17 protein-coding genes are annotated in these 20,188 nt (G+C 68.6%); 10 read left to right on the forward strand and 7 right to left on the reverse strand.

Annotation, left to right across the window (positions count from 1 at the left end):
• The first annotated feature begins 24 nt into the window (after nucleotides 1-24).
• The 5 genes from gsiC to HWX03_RS03890 all read left to right on the forward strand — a co-directional run bounded on the left by gsiC (nucleotide 25) and on the right by HWX03_RS03890 (nucleotide 4,632).
• Nucleotides 25-945, forward strand: coding sequence for a glutathione ABC transporter permease GsiC (gene gsiC, locus HWX03_RS03870; protein ID WP_175819439.1), 921 nt, complete (start codon nucleotides 25-27; stop codon nucleotides 943-945).
• Between the two features lie 7 nt (nucleotides 946-952).
• On the forward strand, nucleotides 953-1,846 hold the full coding sequence (gene gsiD, locus HWX03_RS03875; RefSeq protein WP_174432285.1) for a glutathione ABC transporter permease GsiD: 894 nt from the start codon (nucleotides 953-955) through the stop codon (nucleotides 1,844-1,846).
• On the forward strand, nucleotides 1,846-2,928 hold the full coding sequence (locus tag HWX03_RS03880) for a P1 family peptidase (RefSeq protein WP_175870311.1): 1,083 nt from the start codon (nucleotides 1,846-1,848) through the stop codon (nucleotides 2,926-2,928). The genes gsiD and HWX03_RS03880 overlap by 1 nt, the downstream gene beginning before the upstream one ends.
• The gene (locus HWX03_RS03885) at nucleotides 2,925-3,752 is read left to right on the forward strand and encodes a M55 family metallopeptidase (protein ID WP_175870312.1); all 828 of its coding nucleotides are present in this window, start codon (nucleotides 2,925-2,927) and stop codon (nucleotides 3,750-3,752) included. Before HWX03_RS03880 ends, HWX03_RS03885 begins: the two co-directional genes overlap by 4 nt.
• A gap of 100 nt (nucleotides 3,753-3,852) precedes the next feature.
• Nucleotides 3,853-4,632, forward strand: a complete 780-nt coding sequence (locus HWX03_RS03890) for a helix-turn-helix transcriptional regulator (protein WP_175870313.1) — start codon at nucleotides 3,853-3,855, stop codon at nucleotides 4,630-4,632.
• Between the two features lie 434 nt (nucleotides 4,633-5,066).
• Here HWX03_RS03890 and pcaG read toward each other — a convergent pair whose 3' ends face one another.
• From pcaG to HWX03_RS03905, 3 genes are all read right to left on the reverse strand, one after another.
• Entirely contained in the window at nucleotides 5,067-5,660 is a 594-nt protein-coding gene (gene pcaG, locus HWX03_RS03895; protein WP_175870314.1) for a protocatechuate 3,4-dioxygenase subunit alpha, read from the reverse strand.
• 3 nt (nucleotides 5,661-5,663) lie between these two features.
• Entirely contained in the window at nucleotides 5,664-6,371 is a 708-nt protein-coding gene (gene pcaH, locus HWX03_RS03900) for a protocatechuate 3,4-dioxygenase subunit beta (protein ID WP_011547893.1), read from the reverse strand.
• Nucleotides 6,372-6,649: 278 nt separating this feature from the next.
• The gene (locus HWX03_RS03905; protein WP_175870315.1) at nucleotides 6,650-7,216 is read right to left on the reverse strand and encodes a YiiX/YebB-like N1pC/P60 family cysteine hydrolase; all 567 of its coding nucleotides are present in this window, start codon (nucleotides 7,214-7,216) and stop codon (nucleotides 6,650-6,652) included.
• 120 nt (nucleotides 7,217-7,336) lie between these two features.
• Here HWX03_RS03905 and HWX03_RS03910 point away from each other — a divergent pair, with 120 nt between their 5' ends.
• The 4 genes from HWX03_RS03910 to HWX03_RS03925 all read left to right on the forward strand — a co-directional run bounded on the left by HWX03_RS03910 (nucleotide 7,337) and on the right by HWX03_RS03925 (nucleotide 9,996).
• The gene (locus HWX03_RS03910; RefSeq protein WP_174432277.1) at nucleotides 7,337-8,074 is read left to right on the forward strand and encodes a helix-turn-helix transcriptional regulator; all 738 of its coding nucleotides are present in this window, start codon (nucleotides 7,337-7,339) and stop codon (nucleotides 8,072-8,074) included.
• A gap of 77 nt (nucleotides 8,075-8,151) precedes the next feature.
• Complete coding sequence (gene pcaQ / locus HWX03_RS03915; protein WP_174388557.1) at nucleotides 8,152-9,138, forward strand: pca operon transcription factor PcaQ; 987 nt, start codon at nucleotides 8,152-8,154, stop codon at nucleotides 9,136-9,138.
• Nucleotides 9,139-9,265: 127 nt separating this feature from the next.
• The gene (locus HWX03_RS03920; RefSeq protein ID WP_175870515.1) at nucleotides 9,266-9,625 is read left to right on the forward strand and encodes a type II toxin-antitoxin system RelE/ParE family toxin; all 360 of its coding nucleotides are present in this window, start codon (nucleotides 9,266-9,268) and stop codon (nucleotides 9,623-9,625) included.
• Nucleotides 9,626-9,699: 74 nt separating this feature from the next.
• Nucleotides 9,700-9,996 (forward strand): XRE family transcriptional regulator, encoded by a 297-nt coding sequence (locus HWX03_RS03925; RefSeq protein ID WP_012338300.1) that lies wholly within the window; start codon nucleotides 9,700-9,702, stop codon nucleotides 9,994-9,996.
• A gap of 96 nt (nucleotides 9,997-10,092) precedes the next feature.
• Here HWX03_RS03925 and HWX03_RS03930 read toward each other — a convergent pair whose 3' ends face one another.
• The 3 genes from HWX03_RS03930 to HWX03_RS03940 all read right to left on the reverse strand — a co-directional run bounded on the left by HWX03_RS03930 (nucleotide 10,093) and on the right by HWX03_RS03940 (nucleotide 16,742).
• Nucleotides 10,093-11,367 (reverse strand): amino acid permease, encoded by a 1,275-nt coding sequence (locus HWX03_RS03930; RefSeq protein WP_175819446.1) that lies wholly within the window; start codon nucleotides 11,365-11,367, stop codon nucleotides 10,093-10,095.
• A gap of 140 nt (nucleotides 11,368-11,507) precedes the next feature.
• Complete coding sequence (locus HWX03_RS03935) at nucleotides 11,508-16,016, reverse strand: DEAD/DEAH box helicase (protein ID WP_175870516.1); 4,509 nt, start codon at nucleotides 16,014-16,016, stop codon at nucleotides 11,508-11,510.
• Nucleotides 16,017-16,217: 201 nt separating this feature from the next.
• Nucleotides 16,218-16,742 carry a metal-dependent hydrolase gene (locus HWX03_RS03940; protein ID WP_126366625.1) on the reverse strand — a complete coding sequence of 175 codons (525 nt, stop codon included), beginning with the start codon at nucleotides 16,740-16,742 and terminating at the stop codon, nucleotides 16,218-16,220.
• Between the two features lie 397 nt (nucleotides 16,743-17,139).
• Here HWX03_RS03940 and ggt point away from each other — a divergent pair, with 397 nt between their 5' ends.
• Nucleotides 17,140-18,861 (forward strand): gamma-glutamyltransferase, encoded by a 1,722-nt coding sequence (gene ggt / locus HWX03_RS03945; protein WP_175870316.1) that lies wholly within the window; start codon nucleotides 17,140-17,142, stop codon nucleotides 18,859-18,861.
• An 83-nt stretch (nucleotides 18,862-18,944) separates the two neighbouring features.
• On the opposite strand, the gene HWX03_RS03950 is transcribed toward ggt, so the two are convergent.
• Nucleotides 18,945-19,868, reverse strand: a complete 924-nt coding sequence (locus HWX03_RS03950) for an alpha/beta fold hydrolase (protein WP_175870317.1) — start codon at nucleotides 19,866-19,868, stop codon at nucleotides 18,945-18,947.
• Nucleotides 19,869-20,188 lie beyond the last annotated feature (320 nt).

Below are 20,188 nucleotides of genomic sequence, written 5' to 3' on the forward strand. Positions count from 1 at the left end.
GCGCGTTGACCCGACCGGTGCCCCATGCTGAATTTTCTCGTCAAACGCCTGTTCGGCCTGCTGCCCACGCTCGCGATCGTCGCGGTGCTGGTGTTCCTGTTCGTGCACCTGCTGCCCGGCGATCCGGCGCGGCTCGCGGCCGGCCCCGAAGCCGACGACGCGACGGTCGCGCTCGTGCGCACCGATCTCGGGCTCGACAAACCGATGCCGACCCAGTTCGCGAACTTCTTCGTGAAGATCGCGCACGGCGATTTCGGCATGTCGACGCGCAGCAAGCGGCCGGTGTCGACCGAGATCGGCGAACGTTTCATGCCGACGCTGCTGCTCACGCTCGTCAGCATGGTGTGGGCGACGGCGATCGGGATGGCGATCGGGATCGCGTCGGCCGTGTGGCGCAATCGCTGGCCTGACCGTCTCGGGATGACGCTCGCGGTGTCGGGCATCTCGTTTCCCGCGTTCGCGCTCGGCATGCTGCTGATGGAGATCTTCTCGGTGAAGCTCGGCTGGCTGCCGGTCGTGCCGGACGGCACGTGGAAGAGCTACGTGCTGCCGTCGCTGACGCTCGGCGCCGCGGTCGCGGCGGTGATGGCGCGCTTCACGCGCGCGTCGTTCGTCGAGGTGCTGAACGAGGATTTCGTGCGCACCGCGCGCGCGAAGGGCGTGCACGAACCGATGGTCGTGCTCAAGCATTGCCTGCGCAACGCGATGATCCCGGTCGTCACGATGATGGGGCTGCAGTTCGGCTTCCTGCTCGGCGGCTCGATCGTCGTCGAGGCCGTGTTCAACTGGCCGGGGCTCGGGCGCCTGCTGGTCGATGCGGTGACGATGCGCGACTACCCGGTGATCCAGGCGATCGTGCTGTTGTTCTCGCTGGAATTCATCCTGATCAACCTGACCGTCGACGTGCTGTACGCGGTCATCAACCCGACCATCCGGTTCAAGTGAGGCCAGCATGAACGCGACTGTCCAGCCCGCGGCGCCGGCCGCATCGACCGCGATCCGCACGCCGTGGCGCGAATTCTGGCGCAAGTTCCGCAAGCAGACCGTCGCGCTGGTCGCGGGCGGCTTCGTGCTGGCGCTCGTCGTGCTGGCGTTCGTCGGCCCGCACATCGTGCCGTTCGATCCGGAGAACTATTTCGACTACGACGCGCTGAACGCGGGGCCGTCGGCCGTGCACTGGTTCGGTGTCGACTCGCTCGGCCGCGACATCTTCAGCCGGATCATCGCGGGCACGCGCATCTCGCTCGCGGCCGGCTTCTTCTCGGTTGCGCTCGGCGCGGTGATCGGCACGTTCTTCGGGCTGCTCGCCGGCTATTACGAAGGCTGGTGGGACCGCATCACGATGCGCGTCGCCGACGTGCTGTTCGCGTTTCCGGGCATCCTGCTCGCGATCGGCGTGGTCGCGATCCTCGGCAACGGGATGGTCAACGTGATCTGCGCGGTCGCGATCTTCAGCATCCCGGCGTTCGCGCGGCTCGTGCGCGGCAACACGCTGATGCTCAAGCACATGACCTACGTCGAGGCCGCGCGCAGCATCGGCGCGTCCGACTGGACGATCATCATGCGGCACATCCTGCCGGGCACCGTGTCGTCGGTCGTCGTCTACTTCACGATGCGGATCGGCACGTCGATCATCACCGCCGCGAGCCTGTCGTTCCTCGGGCTCGGCGCGCAGCCGCCGACGCCGGAGTGGGGCGCGATGCTGAACGAGGCGCGCGCGGACATGGTGACGGCGCCGCACATCGCGGTGTTCCCGAGCCTCGCGATCTTCCTGACCGTGCTCGCGTTCAACCTGCTCGGCGACGGGCTGCGCGACGCGCTCGACCCGAAGCTGGAGCGCCGTTGATGCGAGCAGTCCCGATGTGGAGCGAGACGCTGCCGTCCGGGCCGCGCGGCACGATCGCCGACGTGCCGGGCGTGACGGTCGGCCATTGCACGCTCGATGCCGGCAACGTGCAGACGGGCGTGACGGTGGTGAAGCCGCATCCGGGCGACGTGTACCGCAGCAAGGTGCCGGCGGGCGCGGCCGTGATCAACGGTTTCGGCAAGAGCGTCGGGCTCGTGCAGGTCGACGAACTCGGCTCGCTCGATACGCCGATCGCGCTGACCAATACGTTCGGCGTCGGCGCGGTCGCGCACGCGCAGATCCGCGCGGCGATCGCGGCGAATCCGCGGATCGGCCGCGACTGGCCGACCGTCAACCCGCTCGTGTTCGAGTGCAACGACGGTTACCTGAACGATCTCCAGGCATTCGCGGTCACCGCCGCGCATTACGACGACGCATGCCGCACGGCGTCGCGCGACGTCGCACGCGGCGCGGTGGGCGCCGGGCGCGGGATGTCGTGCTTCGACCTGAAAGGCGGGATCGGTTCCGCATCGCGCGTGGCCGTCGCGGCCGGCCGGCCGTATACGGTCGGCGCGCTCGTGCTCGCGAATTTCGGCCGGCTGCCGATGCTGACGCTCGGCGGCGTGCCGCTCGGGCGCATCGTCGCGCAACGGCGCGCGGCCGAAGCTGCCCACACGGCGCCGCCCGAGCAGGGCTCGATCATCCTGTTGCTGGCCACCGATGCGCCGCTCGACGCGCGGCAGCTGTCGCGGCTCGCGCGCCGCGCGGCGGCCGGGCTGGCTCGCACCGGTTCCGTCTACGGGCATGGCAGCGGCGACATTGCGCTCGCCTTCTCGACCGCCTACACGATCGCGCACGATGCATCGACGATCGCGCTGCCGGCCCTCGTGGCCGATGCGGCGCTCGATCCGCTGTTCATGGCTGCTGCCGAAAGCGTCGAGCACGCGATCGCCGACGCCTTGCTGCAAGCGGTAACGGTCGCCGGGCGCGACGGCCACGTGCGGCCATCGCTGCGCGACGCGGTGCCCGATCTCGACCGGCTGTTCAACGAAGACAACGAAGGACGTTCGACCCTGTCATGAAGATCCTGATCTCGACCGACATCGAGGGTGTCGCCGGCGTATTCGCGACCGAGCAGACGCGTGCCGGCAATCCGGAATACGAGCGGGCGCGCCGCTGGATGACCGCCGAGGCGAACGCGGCGATCGAAGGCGCGTTCGCCGGCGGTGCGCAGGCCGTCTGGGTCAACGATTCGCATGGCGGCTTTCGCAACCTGCTGCCCGACGGGCTCGATGCGCGGGCGCGCGTCGTGCTCGGCAAGCCGCGCACGCTCGGGATGATGGCGGGCCTCGAACAGCAGCCCGATCTCGTGTTCATGATCGGCTATCACGCGAAATCGCAGACACGCGGCGTGCTCGCGCACACGATCAACGGCTTTGCGTTCACGCAGGTGTGGCTGAACGGCGTCGAGCTCGGCGAAGCCGGACTGTACGGGGCGCTGGCGCACGAATACGGCGCGCATGTCGCGCTCGCGACGGGCGACGACGTATTCGCCGAGGAAACGCAGCCGCTGTTTCCGGACGCGCGTTTCGAGACGGTCAAGACGGCCGGCGGCGCATCCAGCGGCGAGACGCTCACGCCGTCCGCGTCGTGCGCGCGGATCGCGACCGCCGCACGGGAAACGGTCGCGCATGCGCTGTCGTCCGGCCGGCGCGCGGGCGCCCATCGGCCCGCGCCGACCGCTTGCACGCTGCGCGTGCAGACGGCCGCGCTCGCCGACCTGTTCTGCGTGCTGCCGTCGCTCGAGCGCGTCGATGCGGTGACACTGCGGTTCGACGGGCCGTCGGTCGAACACGCGGTGCGCACGCTGAACAGCCTGTCGGCGATGTCGTTCATGCTGCGGTGATGCGTGCCGCGACGATGCCGCCGGTGCGCGGCCGGTCGGCCGATCGCGCGACGGGGCGGGCCACCTTCGATATCGGGTCATTGATGATGGAATTCGGGCCGTGAGAAATACGCTGCTAGATCCCTACGAACACATTCCCCGGAGCGTGGTCGTGCTCGCCAACGAATTTGCGGCGGGCACGACGTTTCCGGATCACGCGCACGTGCGCGGGCAATTCGCATTCGCGTCGCGCGGCACGATCAGCGTGTCCACGCCGCACGGGCGCTGGCTGGTGCCGCCGCAGCGCGCGTGCTGGGTGCCGGCCGGCGTGCGGCACGAAATGACGATGACCGGGCCGGTCACGATGCTCAACGCGTTCGTGTCCGCCGACGCCGCGCAGGCGGCCGGGCTGCCCACCCAGTGCGGCGTGTATGGCGTGTCGCCGCTGCTGCGGCAACTGATCGACGAGGCGGTCGACCTGCCGGCCATGTACGACGTCGACGGTCGCGCGGGCAAGCTGATGGATCTGCTGGTCGCCGAAATCGCGACGATGCCGCGCCTGTCGCTGCATGCGCCGTTGCCGGCCGACGCACGGCTGGCGAAGGTGTGCCGGCATCTGTTCGCGGCGCCGTCGATTGACGCCGATCTCGATCGGGTCGCGGCCGACGCGGGCGTGAGCCGGCGCACGTTCACGCGACAGTTCCGCGCGCAGACGGGCGTGAGTTTTGCCGCCTGGCGCCAGCAGGTGTGCATGCTCGCGGCGATTTCGCGCCTGACCGACGGGCAGCCGGTGACGCGCGTCGCGCTCGATCTCGGCTACGCGAGCGCGAGCGCATTCACGTCGGCATTTCGCCGCATTCTGGGCGACACGCCGAGCCGGTATCTGGAGATGCGTCGCTAGCTCTGCGCGGGCCGCGCCGCCAAAAAATACGCGTCCGCCAACTTCGGCCAGACGCGTTTAAAGGCACTCGGTCTGAAAAAATGCGCGGGCCGCCTGTCGGGCAGCGTCGCACATGATTCATGTCATTGTTGCTTCACGCGATTCAATTCTTCCGGCTCGTTGCGAATAACAAAGAATACGCCGCATAACGCGCAAACGATATCGTGTCGGCCCGACGATTGATGTGCTGTCGCAGCATGCGCTTCAATGGCGCGTTGAATATCGGGGCGGGAAGCCGATGAGGATAGGCGTCCGCAGCCGCTACGGATCATGATGCGGCGCACCATCGAATGAGGGTGACGCGGGCCCAAAACGCCGCGTGGCGCGATGCCTGTCGGTATCGCGCCACGCGGCGGTGCGGTTGCAGGCGAAGCCGGCGAGCGCCGGCGCATGCATCAAACGTCGAAGAACACGGTTTCGTCCGGCCCCTGCATGCGGATGTCGAAGCGGTAGACGACCGGGCGGCCCGGCTGCGCGTCGCGTTTCGCGACGAGCGTCGCGCGGCGCTCGGCCGGCACCGCGTTCAGCACGGGGTCGACCGCGTTCGCGGCGGCTTCGTCGTCGAAGTACACGCGCGTGAACGCGTGGGTCAGGATGCCGCGCATCATCACGGTCACGTTGATGTGCGGCGCCTCGTCGGCGGCGACGCGGCCCGGCTTCACCGTCTCGACGACGAAGCGCTGCTGCGGGTCGGTGCCCGTGCCGACCCGCGCGAAGCCCGTGAAGCCGGATTTCGCGATGTCGTCGCGCGACGCGGGATAGCGGCCCGCGCCGTCCACTTGCGTGAATTCGAGCACCGCGTCGCCAACCACGTTGCCGTCGCCGTCGAACACCTGCCCGACCAGCAGCACATGCTCGCCTTCGGCGTGCGCGGCGGCGATCGTCGGCGTGAACAGGCTTTTCAGGTCGTAGTCGTATTGCTGCGGGCACAGGCCGTACGCGAAGTACGGGCCGACCGTCTGCGAAGGGGTTTGCTTCAGCGTCGTCATGGTTCAGCGCTCCATCGGGGTGGCGTCGCGGCCGCGCAGCACGATGTCGAATTCGTAGCCGAGCGCATAGCCTTCTTCGGTGATGTCCATCGAGAAGCGCGAGATCAGCCGCTCGCGCGCGGCTTCGGGCGTGCCCTGGAAGATCGGGTCGTACGCGAGCAGCGGATCACCGGGGAAGTACATCTGCGTGACGAGGCGCGAGCCGAAGTAGTCGCCGAACAGCGAGAAGTGGATGTGATTCGGGCGCCACGCGTTCGGGTGGTTGCCCCACGGATACGCGCCGGGCTTGATCGTCAGGAAGCGGTAGCGGCCTTCGTCGTCGGTCAGGCAGCGGCCCGCGCCGAGGAAGTTCGGATCGAGCGGCGCGTCGTGCTGGTCGACCTTGTGCACGTAGCGGCCGGCCGCGTTGGCCTGCCACACCTCGACGAGTGTGTTGCGCACGGGCTTGCCGCCTTCGTCGAGCACGCGGCCGGTGACGACCATCCGCTCGCCGAGCGGCTCGCCGTTCTTCACGGCGTTCTTCGTCAGGTCGTGGTCGAGCGCGCCGAGATCTTCCGCGCCGTAGACGGGCGCGTACTGGTCGCGCAGCTTCTCCTTCAGCGGGATCAGCGGGCGGGTCGGGCCGCGCTTCACGGACGAACGGTACTCGGGGTGAACATAGGCCGGATGCGACGGCCAGTCGCGCGGCGTGAGGATCGTGGGGGAATCCATCGGGCGTCTCCTGATAGGTTTTTCGCGAAGTAACGGCACGACTTTAGCCAATCCGGAAAGTTATGCAAAATGACCTTTTTTCGCGTATCGCATAACCGTTCGTTATGTTGGTCCCCCAAATGAAAATTCCGCCGGACAGGAAGCCTGTCCGGCGGAAAAAAGCGATCGGGCTTCGCGTCGTCGGTGACGACCCCGTGCACGGCCCTCCAGCCAGCCCGTCGCTGTTTTTTTTGTCATTTGTTCTCGTTGTTATCCGGTCTCCCCGAGCGTGCCCGTCGTCATGGATGGCGTGGATCGAACACGATCCCGTCGAATTCGAGCGCCAGCGTGCCGCTGCGCAGCAGGGCCGACGGTGTCGACGCGTGGCCGGCACCGAGCACGTCGGCCACGTACTGCGCGCAGAAGCCGCGCCGCGCCCGCAGGTTGAAGCGACTGCCGAGCAGCGCATCGATTCGCTGTTCGGCCAGCGCATGGACGTGGCGCTGCGCGTCGGCCGACGCTGCCGCGACGCGGCGCGCCAGTGCGATGCGTCCGCCGTCGGTACGGGCGACGAAGCGCGACAGCGGCGTGAGCTTCGTCCACGCGAACGCGGTGGACTCGGCGATCACGGGTTCGTCGCCCGACGTATCGACGACGATGCCGAAGCGGTTGGCCCAGGCGCCCGCCGAGCCGGTCGCGGCATCCGGCGCACCGGCCGGCTCGCGGATGAACACGAGATCGCCGACATGCGCGCCGGCGGCCAGCGTGCGCACGGTGGCGAGCGGCATCATGCGATCGGTGTCGCGTGCATCGCGCGGGGCGGCGTGGTGCGGTTCGCAGGTGGCTGTGTCGATTCGGGCGGTCATTTCGGCTCCGTCGTTGTGTGACAGGACGGAGCGGATTATGCAGACAAGTAACCAAAAGTGCTGATGCGGATGCGCGAGTAGCCTAATATCCGACCTCGAGCATCATTTTTTGATACCAATATGACCGAGACCGCCCAACTCATCGAAACGCTGAAGCGCCAGTTGAAGGCGCAGGGAATGACTTACCGGGACGTCGCGCGTGCGCTCGATGTTTCCGAGACGAGCGTGAAGCGGCTGTTCGCGAGCGGCCGCTTCACGCTGGAGCGCGTCGCGGAGATCGCGCAGCTGCTCGGCTATACGCTCGCCGAGCTCGTGCAGGAAGCATCGGCGTCCGCGCCGCGCCTGCGCGTGCTGACCGAGCAGCAGGAGGCGTTGCTCGTGTCGGACGAGAAGTTGCTGCTGGTCGCCGTCTGCGCAATCAACTACTGGACCGTGCAGGACATCGTGTCGGCCTATCGCGTCACGCAGGCCGAGTGCGTGAAATATCTGCTGATGCTCGACCGGATGAACGTGATCGCGCTGCTGCCCGGCGACCGGATTCGCGTGCGCGTCGCGCGCGATTTCGACTGGCTGCCGGGCGGGCCGATTCGTCGCTACTTCCATGCGCACGTGCTCGACGATTTTCTCGGCAGCCGCTTCGACGGCCCGGGCGAGACGATGACGTTCCTACAAGGGATGCTGACGGACGCGGCCGCCGCGGAGCTCGAACAGGAACTGCGGCGGCTGAGCAGCAAGGCGGCGGCGCTGCATGCGGAGTCGTCGTCCGCGCCGCTCGGGCAAAAGCACGGCACGGCTCTGCTGATCGCGAAACGGATCTGGGAGCCGACGGGATTCCACGCGCTGCGGCGTCATGCATGACGTCGTCCCGAACGCTTGGGCCTTTCCGGAAAGTTATGCAAAATGGCGATTCATCGTCATTCGCATAACCACCCGTTATGAATAACCGTATCGCCGACGGCCGCGTCAAATTCCGGCACCTGCAGTGTTTTCTCGCGGTCGCGCAGCTGGGCGGCGTGCAGAAGGCGGCGGAAAGCCTGTCGATCACGCAACCGGCCGTGTCGAAGACGATCGCCGAGCTGGAGGCGATCCTCGGCGTGAAGCTGTTCGAGCGCGGCCGACACGGCGCGCAGCCCACCCGCGAAGCGCAACTGTTCATGCCGCACGCGAATGCGTGCGTGCTGGCGCTGCGGCAGGGCGTCGGGCTGCTGGCGCGCGAGGGCGGGGCCGCCGCCGCGACGCTGGAAATAGGCATGCTGCCGACCGTCGCGGCCTCGCTCGCGCCGGCCTTGATGAAGGCGCTGACCGCGCGCTGGCCGCGCATCGTCGTGCGGATCGCGACGGCCGCGAACGCCGAGTTGCTCGAGCGTCTGAAATCCGGGGCGATCGAATGCGCGATCGGCCGGCTGTCGGAGCCCGAGCGGATGATCGGGCTCGCGTTCGAGCAGTTGTACAACGAGCCGCTCGTCGCGGTCGTGCGCGCCGGGCATCCGCTGCTCGCGAGCGCGGCGCCGGCCGCCGAGCTGGCGCGCTATCCGGTCGTGCTGCCGCCGTTCGGCACGTTGATCCGCCAGTCCGCCGAGCAACTGCTCGGCGCATGCGGCGCGCCGCCGCTGGATTCGTTCATCGAGGTGCTGTCGGTATCGGTCGCGCGCGCGCTGGCGCTCGAGAACGACGCGGTCTGGTTCGTGCCGCTCTATGCGGCCGAGCACGATCTGTCGGCCGGCGCGCTGGCGCGCCTGCCGCTGCCGTCGGCGGGCACCGACGAGCCGGTCGGGCTCGTGCTGCGTACCGATGCGCAGCCGTCGCCGGTCGCGCGGACGCTGATCGACGCGGTGCGCGACATCGCGCGGTCGCGGTTCGGCGATGCGCGCCCGCACCGGGCGCCACGCGCGGCGCGCAAGCCCGCTCGCGGCAAGCGCTGATCCACCGGGCCTGGCGACATGCCGGGCCCGATCTCCTTTCTTGCCGAAGGATTGGCCATCCGGTCAGTAGCCGTCGTCGGGGTGCTTGGCATATCGTACCGTTTTTGATACGATGGACGACAAGACGATGGCGAGACAGCAGATTCAGGTCACGCTCGGCGTGCGGTTCTTCCGGACGGCCCGCGGCCACGAGCCGGTGCGCGAATGGCTCAATGCGCTCGGGCAAGTGGAGCGAAGGGCGATCGGCGAAGAGATCAAGACCGTTCAACTCGGCTGGCCGCTCGGCATGCCGCTGGTCCGGAAGATGGCGAGGGATCTGTGGGAGATCCGCGTGACGGTGCCGGGGCGAAGCGCGCGCGTGCTGTTCACGGTCGTCGGCGACACGATGGTGCTGCTGCACGGCTTCTTCAAGCAGTCGCGGGCCACGCCGTCGGACGATCTCGACGTCACTGTCGCGCGCCTGAAAGCGCTGACGCACGCCATCTGAATTCCCCGGTTGCGCCGGAACGCACCGTCTCCGACGGTCGGGCAGCCGGCAACGCCATGCACCTGGAGCACGACATGACGACCACGAACAATCCGCATATCGGCAGCGATTTCGACGCCTTCCTCGAAGCGGACGGCAATCTCGAAGCGGCCACCGCCACCGCGATCAAGCGCGTGATCGCGTGGCAGATCGGGCAGGAAATGAAGGCGCAGCACATCACGAAAACGGCGATGGCCGCGCGGATGAAAACCAGCCGCGCCGCACTCAACCGTCTGCTCGACGAAACCGATACGAGCCTCACACTGGCGACGCTCGCGAGCGCGGCCGCCGCGCTCGGCAAACGGCTCAGCTTCGAGCTGGTGCCGGCCTGACCGGCGCGAACCAACGACGCGCGGCCGGACCGACGCGATGGTTCGCGCGACGGGTGCGGCGAGCAGGCGGGCGTCGGCCCGCGGGCGCATGCCGGGTCATTGACGCGGGCCGGTGACCTGCAGATAAAGCAGTGCGCCGCCCGCGAGCAGCAGCGGGCACAGGAAATACCATCCGGTCGTCGTGAACAGCCCGGCGACCGCAATCAGCGAAATCCACGCGCAGCGGTACGCGATGCCGCCACGCGGCAGCAGTTTCAGCGCGGCCGCCGCGCCGAGCCCGTACACCATCACGAAACATCCGGACGTCACGAGCACGAGCGGCTTCGGTCCGACGTCCGACAGCGTCGTGGCGGCCAGCGCGATGGCCGCGAGCACGGCGATCACACCGAGGCTGCGGCGCGGCACGCCGCCGACCTGGCTGCCCTGCGCGAGCCATGCGGGTAGGGCGCCGTCGCGTCCGAGCGCGGCCCCGAGTTTTGCCGCGCCCGCGAAATACGCGTTCATCGTGCCGAGCGTGAGCAGCAGCGCAGCGGCCGCCGCCAGCACCTGCGCATGGCCGCCGATGCCGCCCGCGATCAGTTCGGCGAGCGGCGCGCCCGATGCGCCCGCGGAAGGCCCGAGCACCGTCACGCTCGCGGCGGCGACCGACAGATACAGGAGCCCGACGACCACGACCGCGATGCCGGCCGAGCGCGGCATGTCGTGCGCGGGCCGGCGGAATTCGGCCGCGAGATGCGTGATCGCTTCCCAGCCGGCGAAGCTCCACACGAGCAGCGCGGCGGCCTCGCCGACCGCGAGCCAGCCGTGCGGGGCGAACGGATGCAGGTTCGCGGTGCGGGCATGCGGTGCGGACGCAAGCACCGCGGCAAGCAGCAGCGCGACGAGCAGCGCCGACAACACCAGTTGCATGCGGCCCGATACGGTGACGCCGAACGCGTTCGCGGCCGACACGGTCGCGATCAGCGCGGCGGCCGTGACGATGATCGTCGTGTGTCCACCGCCCGTGACGGCCGCGACGTATGCGCCGCCGAACATCGCGGCGGCCGGCGCGCCGGCCGGCACCGCGAAATAGAAGCACCAGCCGACGATGGCCGCGGCCTTCGGGCCGAATGCGCGCCGCGCGTAGGTCGACACGCCGCCCGCATCGGGATAGCGGGCGCCGAGTGCGGCGAAGGTGGCCGCGAGTGGCCCGGACAGCACGACGAGCGCAGCCCATGCGAGCAGCGAGGCCGGCCCCGCGACTTCGGCGGCGAGCGCGGGCAGCGCGATCACGCCGGTGCCGAGCACCGCGCCGATATAGAGCGCGGCGCCCTGGAAAATGGTCAGCGAACCCGCGTGATGGGCAGCGGGCGAATCGGCATGCGACGGCATGAGCGGCAGTCTCCGGAAGTCTTGTTTTGTGTAGGCGAGGTGCGGCAGCCCGCGCGGTCGATCGTTCGATGCTACCCGAACGACGGCGGCCGCGCGGCCCGGCGATCAGTAGTCTCGTGCCGCTTGCGTGTCAGCCGATGTCAGCAGGAACGCGCGAGCCGCAGGCGCGCGTCCTCGCGCGCGGCGGGCGACAGCTCGGGCGCGTAGTGGAACGTACCCGAGACCAGCGATGCGACGGGCACGCCGTCGCGGAACAGCACGCGGTTGCCGGCCAGCGCCGGCACCTTGTCGCCGGGCAGCAGCGTGCCGGCGAGGTTCAATGGGTCGGCGCCCGTCACGCATATGTACTGCCCATCGCCCGGTTGCCGTCGCAGTTCGCGCAGGATCGGGATGGCCTCGGGCAGCGCGAACTGCTCGCCCGCGAGCCCGGCGACGAAGCGGCCGCCGCGAATCTCGCCGCGTGCTTCGAGGCGCTGCAGCACGCGCACGAGTTCGCGCCAGCTCGGCAGCCAGTCGGCTTCGCGTTCGAGCAGGCGCCAGAACACGACGCCGTAGCGGCGCAGCAGCGTCCACACGATATGTTCGAGCGCGTCGGGATCGGTCGTGGCGGGGCCGCGTTTCGGCGTGGGCGCGTCGTCGTCCGGTGGTGCCTGACGCTGCACGAGCGCCCAGCGGCCGGCGTCGTCCATCCCGCCGATCAGCGCGCCGCCGCGTCGCGTACGTGGCGCATAGGTCGCGCTGCGCTTGACGGCCGGCTTCAGCAGTGCGCGCAGGCCCGCGTAACTGTCCGCATTCACGAGGCCGGCCGACACGAGTTCGCCGAGCGCCTGTTCGAGTTCGACGGGCAGCATGTGCAGGTCGTCGAGCAATGCGTCGAAGAACATCGCGCCGTGCGCGGCGAGCGCGTCGCGCACCTGCGTGGCGCGTGCGGATAGCGCCGGTTGCGCATCGGGATCGCGCAGCGCCTGCCACGCGGAAAGATGGCGGCGCGGCAGCAGCACGATCGGCGTCGTCTTCACGGGCGTGCCGGTCGCGCGCGCCGGCACGCCGATGCGAGTCCACACCAGCTTGCCCGAGCGGCACAGTTCGTCGAGGCCGCCTGCCGTGTAGTCCGTGAGCCGCGCGGGCAGCAGCGCGTCTTCCCACGCGCTCGCCGCGGCCTCGTAGCCTTCGAGCTGTTCGACCACGGCGGCCAGCGCGTCGCGGCCGGTGCCGCGCGTGTCGGGCGTCAGGTGCTGCCAGTGGAACAGGAAGCGCATGAAATCGGCGCGTTCGACCGGCTCGATCTCGCGACGCAGCCGCTTCACCGTATAGCGATGAATGCGCGCGAGCAGGTGACGTTCGCACCATTCGTCGGTCGTCGCGCCCGGCGTGAAGCGGCCGCGCATCACGTAGCCTTCGCGCTCCAGCGCCGCGAGCGCCGTCGCGATCGACGCGGACGGCAGGCCGAGCGGCGCGGCGATCGCGTCGAGCGCGAGCGGCCCGAAGCCGGTGAGCCGCGCGCGGATCACGTCGACGAGCGCCGCATCGGCTTCCCACGGCTGCGCGCACGCGGCCGGCACCTTGAGCGCCGGTATCGCGCGGGCGTCGGGATGCAGCGCGCGCACGCAGACGAGCCGCTCGACCGGCACCCACAGCGCGGCGCCGCCCGGCGTCGCGAGTTTCGTCGCGCGGCGGCGTTCCGCGAGTTCCGCGAGTCGCTCGGGCCAGCCTGCGTGGGCGTGCGCCTCGCTGTCGGCGACGCAGGCGAGCGTGAGCAGCGCATCGTGCATTTCGTCGGCGTCGCGCACCAGCGGCCACGCTTCGTCGCGCACCGCGTCGATCGCGTCGGCGTCGAGCGCGCCGAGATCGTCGGCCGATTCGGGATCGCTCCAGCGGCGCGACTGCACGGCCTGCGTGCGGCGCTCTTCGAGCGGCGCATCGTCGAGGAACGCATAGGGCTTTGCGTTCAGGATCTCGGCCGCGAGCGGCGACGGCGCGGGCAAATCGCGCGCGATGAGCTCGATCGCGCCGCTTTCGATCCGGCGCAGCAGCGCGAGCCAGCCGTCGGTATCCATCGCGTCGTGCAGGCAATCGTCAAGCGTCTGGTCGACGAGCGGATGATGCGGAATCTCGCGTTCGCCGACGATGTTCTCGAGGCACGCGACCTGATCGGGGAACACCGTCGCGAGCAGATCGTCGCTCTTCATCCGCTGCAGTTGCGGCGCGGTGCGCCGGCCGCCGGTGAAGCGCGGCAGCGCGAGCGCGGTGGTCGCGTTCCAGCGCCAGCGCACGCCGAACATCGGCGCGTCGAGCAGCGCCTGGGTCAGCACATGCTCGGCGCTGGCCGAACGCAGGTAGCGCCACACTTCGTCGAGCGCGAAGCTGTGCGCGAGTGACAGCGACAGGATGATCGCGTCGTCGGTCGCGGCGGCCTGCAGTTCGAAGTTGAAGTTGCGACAGAAGCGCTTGCGCAGCGCGAGCCCCCATGCGCGGTTGATCCGGCTGCCGAACGGCGAATGGATCACGAGCTGCGTGCCGCCCGATTCGTCGAAGAAACGCTCCATCACGAGCGTGTCCTGTGTCGGCAAGGCGCCGAGTGCGGCGCGGGTGCGCGCGAGGTAGTCGGCGATCTGGCGCGCGGCATCGGGCGACAGGCGGAGATCGTCGACGAGCCAGCGCAACGCGGGCGCGAGACGGCTTTCCGCTGTGCCGCTCGCTGTGCCGCCAGCATTGCTTCGCGCATCGGTCACGGCACCGGCTTCCGCTTCCGCGCGTTTCCTTGCATTGTCGCGCGTGCCCGTCTTGCCGGCCGCGTCGCCGCTCGCGGGCTTGCGTCCAGCGGCATCCGTATGACGATCACCTTCGGCGAACAGCCCGTCGAGCCGCGCGCGCAGCCGGCCGACCGCCGCCGACAGTTCGTCGCTGCGCCCGAGCCCCTCGCCGAGCCAGAACGGAATGCTCGGCGATTGACCTTGCGCATCCTCGACGCGCACGCGGCCCGTTTCCACGCGAATGATCCTGTACGACTGGTTGCCGAGCTGGAACACGTCGCCGGCCAGGCTCTCGATCGCGAAATCCTCGTTGACGGTGCCGACCTGGATGCCCTGCGGTTCGAGCAGCACCGCGTAGTCGGCCATGTCGGGGATCGTGCCGCCTGAGGTGGTTGCGGTCATCATCGCGTTGCGGCGCCCGCGCACGGTGCCGCCGACCACGTCGCGATGCAGGTACGCGCCGCGCACGCCGCGACGGCTCGTGAACCCCTCGGCGAGCATCTTCATCACTTCGTCGAAGCGCTCGCGCGTCAGCCGGGCGTACGGCGCGGCGCGCGTGAAGCTCGCGTACAGCGCGTCTTCCTGCCATTCCGTGCACGCGACTTCGGCGACGATCTGCTGCGCGAGCACGTCGAGCGGCGCTTCGGGAATCCGCAGCGCATCGAGTTCGCCGCGTTGCACGCAATCGAGCAGCGCCGCGCATTCGACCAGCTCGTCGCGCGACAGCGGAAACAGCCGTCCCTTCGGCACGCCGCCGACATGGTGGCCCGAGCGGCCGACGCGTTGCAGGAACGGCGCGATGCCGCGCGGCGAGCCGACCTGGCAGACGAGATCGACGTCGCCGATGTCGATGCCGAGTTCGAGCGACGCGGTCGCGACGAGCAGTTTCAGTTCGCCGCGCTTCAGGCGCTGCTCGGCGTCGAAGCGGTGCTCCTTCGCGAGACTGCCGTGATGCGCGGCGATCGCGTCCTTGCCGAGCCGGTCGGCGAGATGGCGCGCCATGCGCTCGGCGGTGCGCCGCGTGTTGACGAACACGAGCGTCGTGCGATGCGCAGCCGCGAGCCCGGCGATGCGGTCGTACACCTGTTCCCACACGTCGGTGGCCATCACCGGCTCGAGCGGCACGTTCGGCAGTTCGAGCGCGAGATCGCGCTCGCGCGTGTGGCCGGTGTCGACGATCGTGCAGTCGCGCGGCGCGTCGGCCGGGCCGCCGACGAGGAAGCGCGCGACCGCGTCGATCGGCTTTTGCGTGGCCGACAGCCCGATGCGCGGCAGCGCGCACCCGGTCAGCGCGTCGAGGCGTTCGAGCGACAGCGCGAGATGGCTGCCGCGCTTGGACGATGCAAGCGCATGGATTTCGTCGACGATGACCGAGCGCACGTTCGACAGCATCTGCCGCCCCGACGTGGACGACAGCAGCACGTACAGCGATTCGGGTGTCGTGACGAGGATGTGCGGAGCGCGCTTGCGCAGCGCGGCGCGCTCGGCCTGCGTCGTGTCGCCGGTGCGCACCGCGGTGCGGATCGCCGGCACCGGCAGGCCGAGTTGCGCGAGCGATTCGGCGATGCCGGCGAGCGGGGCATCGAGGTTCACGTGAATGTCGTTCGACAGCGCCTTCAGCGGCGATACGTAGACGACCAGCGTCGCGTCGGGCAGCGTGCCGTCGTGCGCGAGCGCATCGCGCACCAGATCGTCGAGCGCGCACAGGAATGCGGTGAGCGTCTTGCCGGAACCGGTCGGCGCGGCGACGAGCGTCGAGCGGCCGGCCTTGATGTGCGGCCACGCGAGCGCCTGCGCGCCGGTCGGCGCGGCGAACGTGCGGCGGAACCACGCGGCGACGGCCGGGTGGAACACGTCGAGCGCACGGGCGGCAGGGCGGGTAGCTGTGACGTCCATCGGAGCGTTGAAATAGGGTGCGAGCGTGCGGATGCGTCGCATGCGAATCGAATCGTCAGTGTGCCAGACGCCGCGGGTGCGTGCCGGGCCTGCGTGCCGACGATTCACCCTCAGATGAGGGCCTGCACCGCACTTTCAATGGACGGAAAGTTGCGTGCGCGTCGGCACGCCGATCGCGTGCCGAATTGTGTCGAATTGCAACTAGACGCGATGCAGCCAGCCGAGCCAGTGTTCGATCAGCGGCGCACGCGACCACAGCGACTGCGCGAGCCACAGCGTGCCGCCCCAGGCGGCGGCCACCACGATCAGGTCGCAATGCCCGCTGTTCCACAGGTTGAGCGAATGGCGCCGCCAGATCCACGGTACGCCGAGCGGATTGGGCCAGTCGGCAAGCAGGTGCATCACGCCGCCGCAGGCGAAGCCGAACAGCGGCGCGGCCCACAGCGGATGCGGATGATGGATGAGCCCGTGCCAGCCGAGCGCGAGCAGCGCGACCCAGCCGATACCCCAGTGCGTGATGGTGCGATGCGTGATCCACAGGCGGCGCTTGCGGCTCCACCACGCGACTTCGAGCCAGTCGGGCGCGGTGCCGCCCGCGACGCCCGCCGCGAACGCGGCGAGCATGCCCGAGTGCCACGGGCCGGTTGCGCCGGTTTGCGCGACGAGGACGGCGGCGGCGACGCCGGCTGCGAAGCCGGACGCGTGATGCGCATTGTGTGATGCCATAGGGAGCGAGACGAAGCAACGTGAAGCGGCGCGCGCACGAACCGATGGTGCGGCGCGGAAGCGGGGCGCTATCTTCGCAGATCGGCCTGTGCCGCGGGCGGGTCCTTCGCAGATTTTTTTTCACGCGCTGCGGGGGCTGCCGCGTGGTTCGCAACTTTCGGTTTTGTGCGTTGCGCGATGGCGCGCGTTGCAGGCGATGTCGAACGATCCCCGTGTGCGTCGCGGCGCTGCAACGTGACCGCGCGCACACAACCGGCACGCGTTCGCCGCCGCCGCGTGTTCGACCCTTTTTGTCCCTCTATACTACGAAGCCGGCATATGGCCGTCGGCGCGCCAGCGGCCATCCACGGATCAGGTGCTCGTCGTGCCTGACAGAGATCCACATGGGGGACATGCAATGACTACGCTGAATCGCTTCAAATCATCCGCCGCCGTGCTGGCGACGGTGGCCGGCATCGGCTTCCTGCCGAACGCGCCCGCCTACGCGAAAGGGCCGCAGCCCGCGATCCTGACGAGCTCCGCGGTGGCCGTGGCCGACAAGTACAGCGCGGATGCCGCGGAGCGGATCTTCAAGGAAGGCGGCAACGCGATCGACGCGGCCGTCGCGATCGCATTCACGCTCGCCGTCACGTACCCGGAAGCCGGCAACATCGGCGGCGGCGGCTTCATGACGATCTACAAGGACGGCAAGCCGTACTTCATCGATTACCGCGAACGCGCGCCGCTCGCCGCGACGAAGGACATGTACCTCGACAAGGACGGCAACGTCGTCAAGGGCATGAGCCTGTACGGCCCGCGCGCGGTCGGCGTGCCGGGCACGGTGGCGGGCATGTGGGAAGCGCAGAAGCGCTTCGGCAAGCTGAAGTGGAAGCAGGTGCTCGCGCCGGCGATCCACTACGCGCGCGACGGCTTCGTCGTCGACGAGCAACTGGCGCAGCGCGGCGTCGACGCCTCGAAGGAGTTCGGCGGCAAGACCAACTTCGACAAGTACTTCTCCGGGCTGAAGGCCGGCGTGAACTTCAAGCAGGCCGATCTCGCCGACGTGCTGACGCGCATCGCGAACGGCGGCGCGGAAGGCTTCTACAAGGGCAAGACGGCCGAACTGATCGCTGCTTCGATGAAGACCGGCGACGGCAACGGGCTGATCACGACCGAGGATCTCGCGCAGTACCGCGCGGTGTGGCGCCAGCCGGTGCAGGCGAAGTGGAACGGCTATGACGTGATCACCGCGCCGCCCCCGAGCTCCGGCGGCATCGGCCTCGTGCAGCTGCTGAAGATGAAGGCCGACCTGAAGCAGGACTTCGAGGGCGTGAAGCTCAACTCGCCGCAGTACATCCACCTCGTCGCGGAAATCGAGAAGCGCGTGTTCGCCGATCGGGCGCAGTATCTCGGCGACCCCGACTTCTACAAGGTGCCGATCGCGCAGCTGACCGACGACGCGTACATCGCGAAGCGCGCGGCCGAGGTCAACCCGAAGGAGCCGTCGGACACGAAGAGCGTGCAGCCGGGCCTCGGCACGACGATGCCGGAGAAGGCCGAAACGACGCACTTCTCGGTGGTCGACAAGTGGGGCAACGCGGTGTCGAACACGTACACGGTCAACGGCTATTTCGGCTCGGGCGTGATCGCCGACGGCACGGGCATCGTGCTGAACGACGAGATGGACGACTTCTCCGCGAAACCGGGCGTTGCGAACATGTTCGGCGTGGTCGGCAGCGACGCGAACGCGATCGAACCGAAGAAGCGCCCGCTGTCGTCGATGTCGCCGACGATCATGACGAAGGACGGCAAGGTGTCGCTGGTGATCGGCACGCCGGGCGGCTCGCGGATCTTCACGTCGATCTTTCAGGTGATCAACAACATCTACGACTTCAAGATGCCGTTGAAGGAAGCGGTCGGCGCGATGCGTTTCCATCACCAGCTGCTGCCGCCGAACACGATCTTCTGGGAGCCGTACCACCCGATCGAAGGCGAACTCGCGAAGCAGATCGAGGCGCGCGGCTATACGCTGAAGGGGCAGGATTTCAGCGGCGACATCCAGGTCATCAAGATCGACGGCAAGACGCCGGAAGCGATGGCCGATCCGCGCGGGCGGGGCGTGACGCGGGTTATTCGTTGACGTGAAGCGATGCGTGCGCGTCGGCGAAAGCGGCCGCGCGCGCCGTTCGGCAGCCGGTGTTTCGATCCGGCTGCCGAATTTTTTTAGCCGGTCGTCCGGATAAAGTCCGCGATCCGCGCGGCAATGGCATCGGGCGCATCCTCGAAGCAGTAGTGCCCGACGCCCGCCAGCCGCTCGATGGGCGCGGACGGGAACAGCGCGGTAAAGAGCGGCAGGAAGTGTTCGGCGCCGAGCGTTCGGTCGGCGTCTCCCCAGATCGCGAGCGCGGGTTTGTCGCGTATCGCGCGCAGCGCCGCCGCGTCGGGTTCCTCGAACCGGTGTGCGCCGGCCGCGAACCCTCGTGCCCACCCGATCGCGCCGAGACAGTCGGCCGGTTGCGCGAACGGCGCGCCGTATGCGGCGATCCACGTATCGGTGATGATCGCGTGGCTCTCGAAGCCGTTCAGTTTCAGCGTGCTCAGGATGTTGAAGCCGAGCTGCCCGAGCGCCGTTTCGAGCGTATCGTCGGCCGCCGCGCGCATGATCCACTGGAACCACGGCGCATCGCGGCCGTTCGCATTCAGGCGCTCGACGAGATCGGGTTGACCGAACGGCGTCGGTCCGTTGGCCGGCACGATGCGCCGGATCCGGTCCGGATGCCGCGCGGCGAGCCCCATGCCGACCGGGCCGCCGAAGTCGTGCATCACCAGCGTGATGCGATCGAGGTCGCGCGCGAGCACGAAACGCTCGAGATTGTCGATGTGATCCTGCAGCCAGTAGCTGCGGTCCTGCGGCGTCGCGCTTTTGCCGAAGCCCATGTGATCGGGCACGACGACGCGATACGCCGGACTCAACGCCGTCACCAGCTGGCGGAACAGATAACCCCATGTGGGCTCGCCATGCAGGCACAGGACGATTTCGCCGTCGCGCGGGCCTTCGTCCACGTAGTGCATCCGGAAGCCGGACGCGTCGTCGAAAAGCGGGGCGAAGGGAAAGGTGCCGTCGAACGTGGCATCGGACCGGATCATCGAACGCTCCTTCGGGTAGTCGGACAAGTTGGTTTCAAGTTGAAACTGAATCGAAGCGTAGGTGATGTGGTTTCAAGTTGCAACCGAATAAATCACGAGGGCAGTTGTCGGGTGCGGCGCCGATCGAGTGGAGTGACGCGATGGAAAACTGCCACGCGTGACTTTATCGGCGGAACGGTATGAATCCATGTATCAATCCGGGGTGGAGCGGGTCGTTCCGTTCGTCGATCCCGAACAGTCGGAGCCACTGAATTGATCTTTTCCTGGTCTAGTTTTATATTGCAACCATTCGCTTCAACGAAAACGCCCGTCGTTCGGCC

This window comes from Burkholderia sp. BCC0397 (genome assembly GCF_902832865.1).
Lineage (GTDB): Bacteria > Pseudomonadota > Gammaproteobacteria > Burkholderiales > Burkholderiaceae > Burkholderia.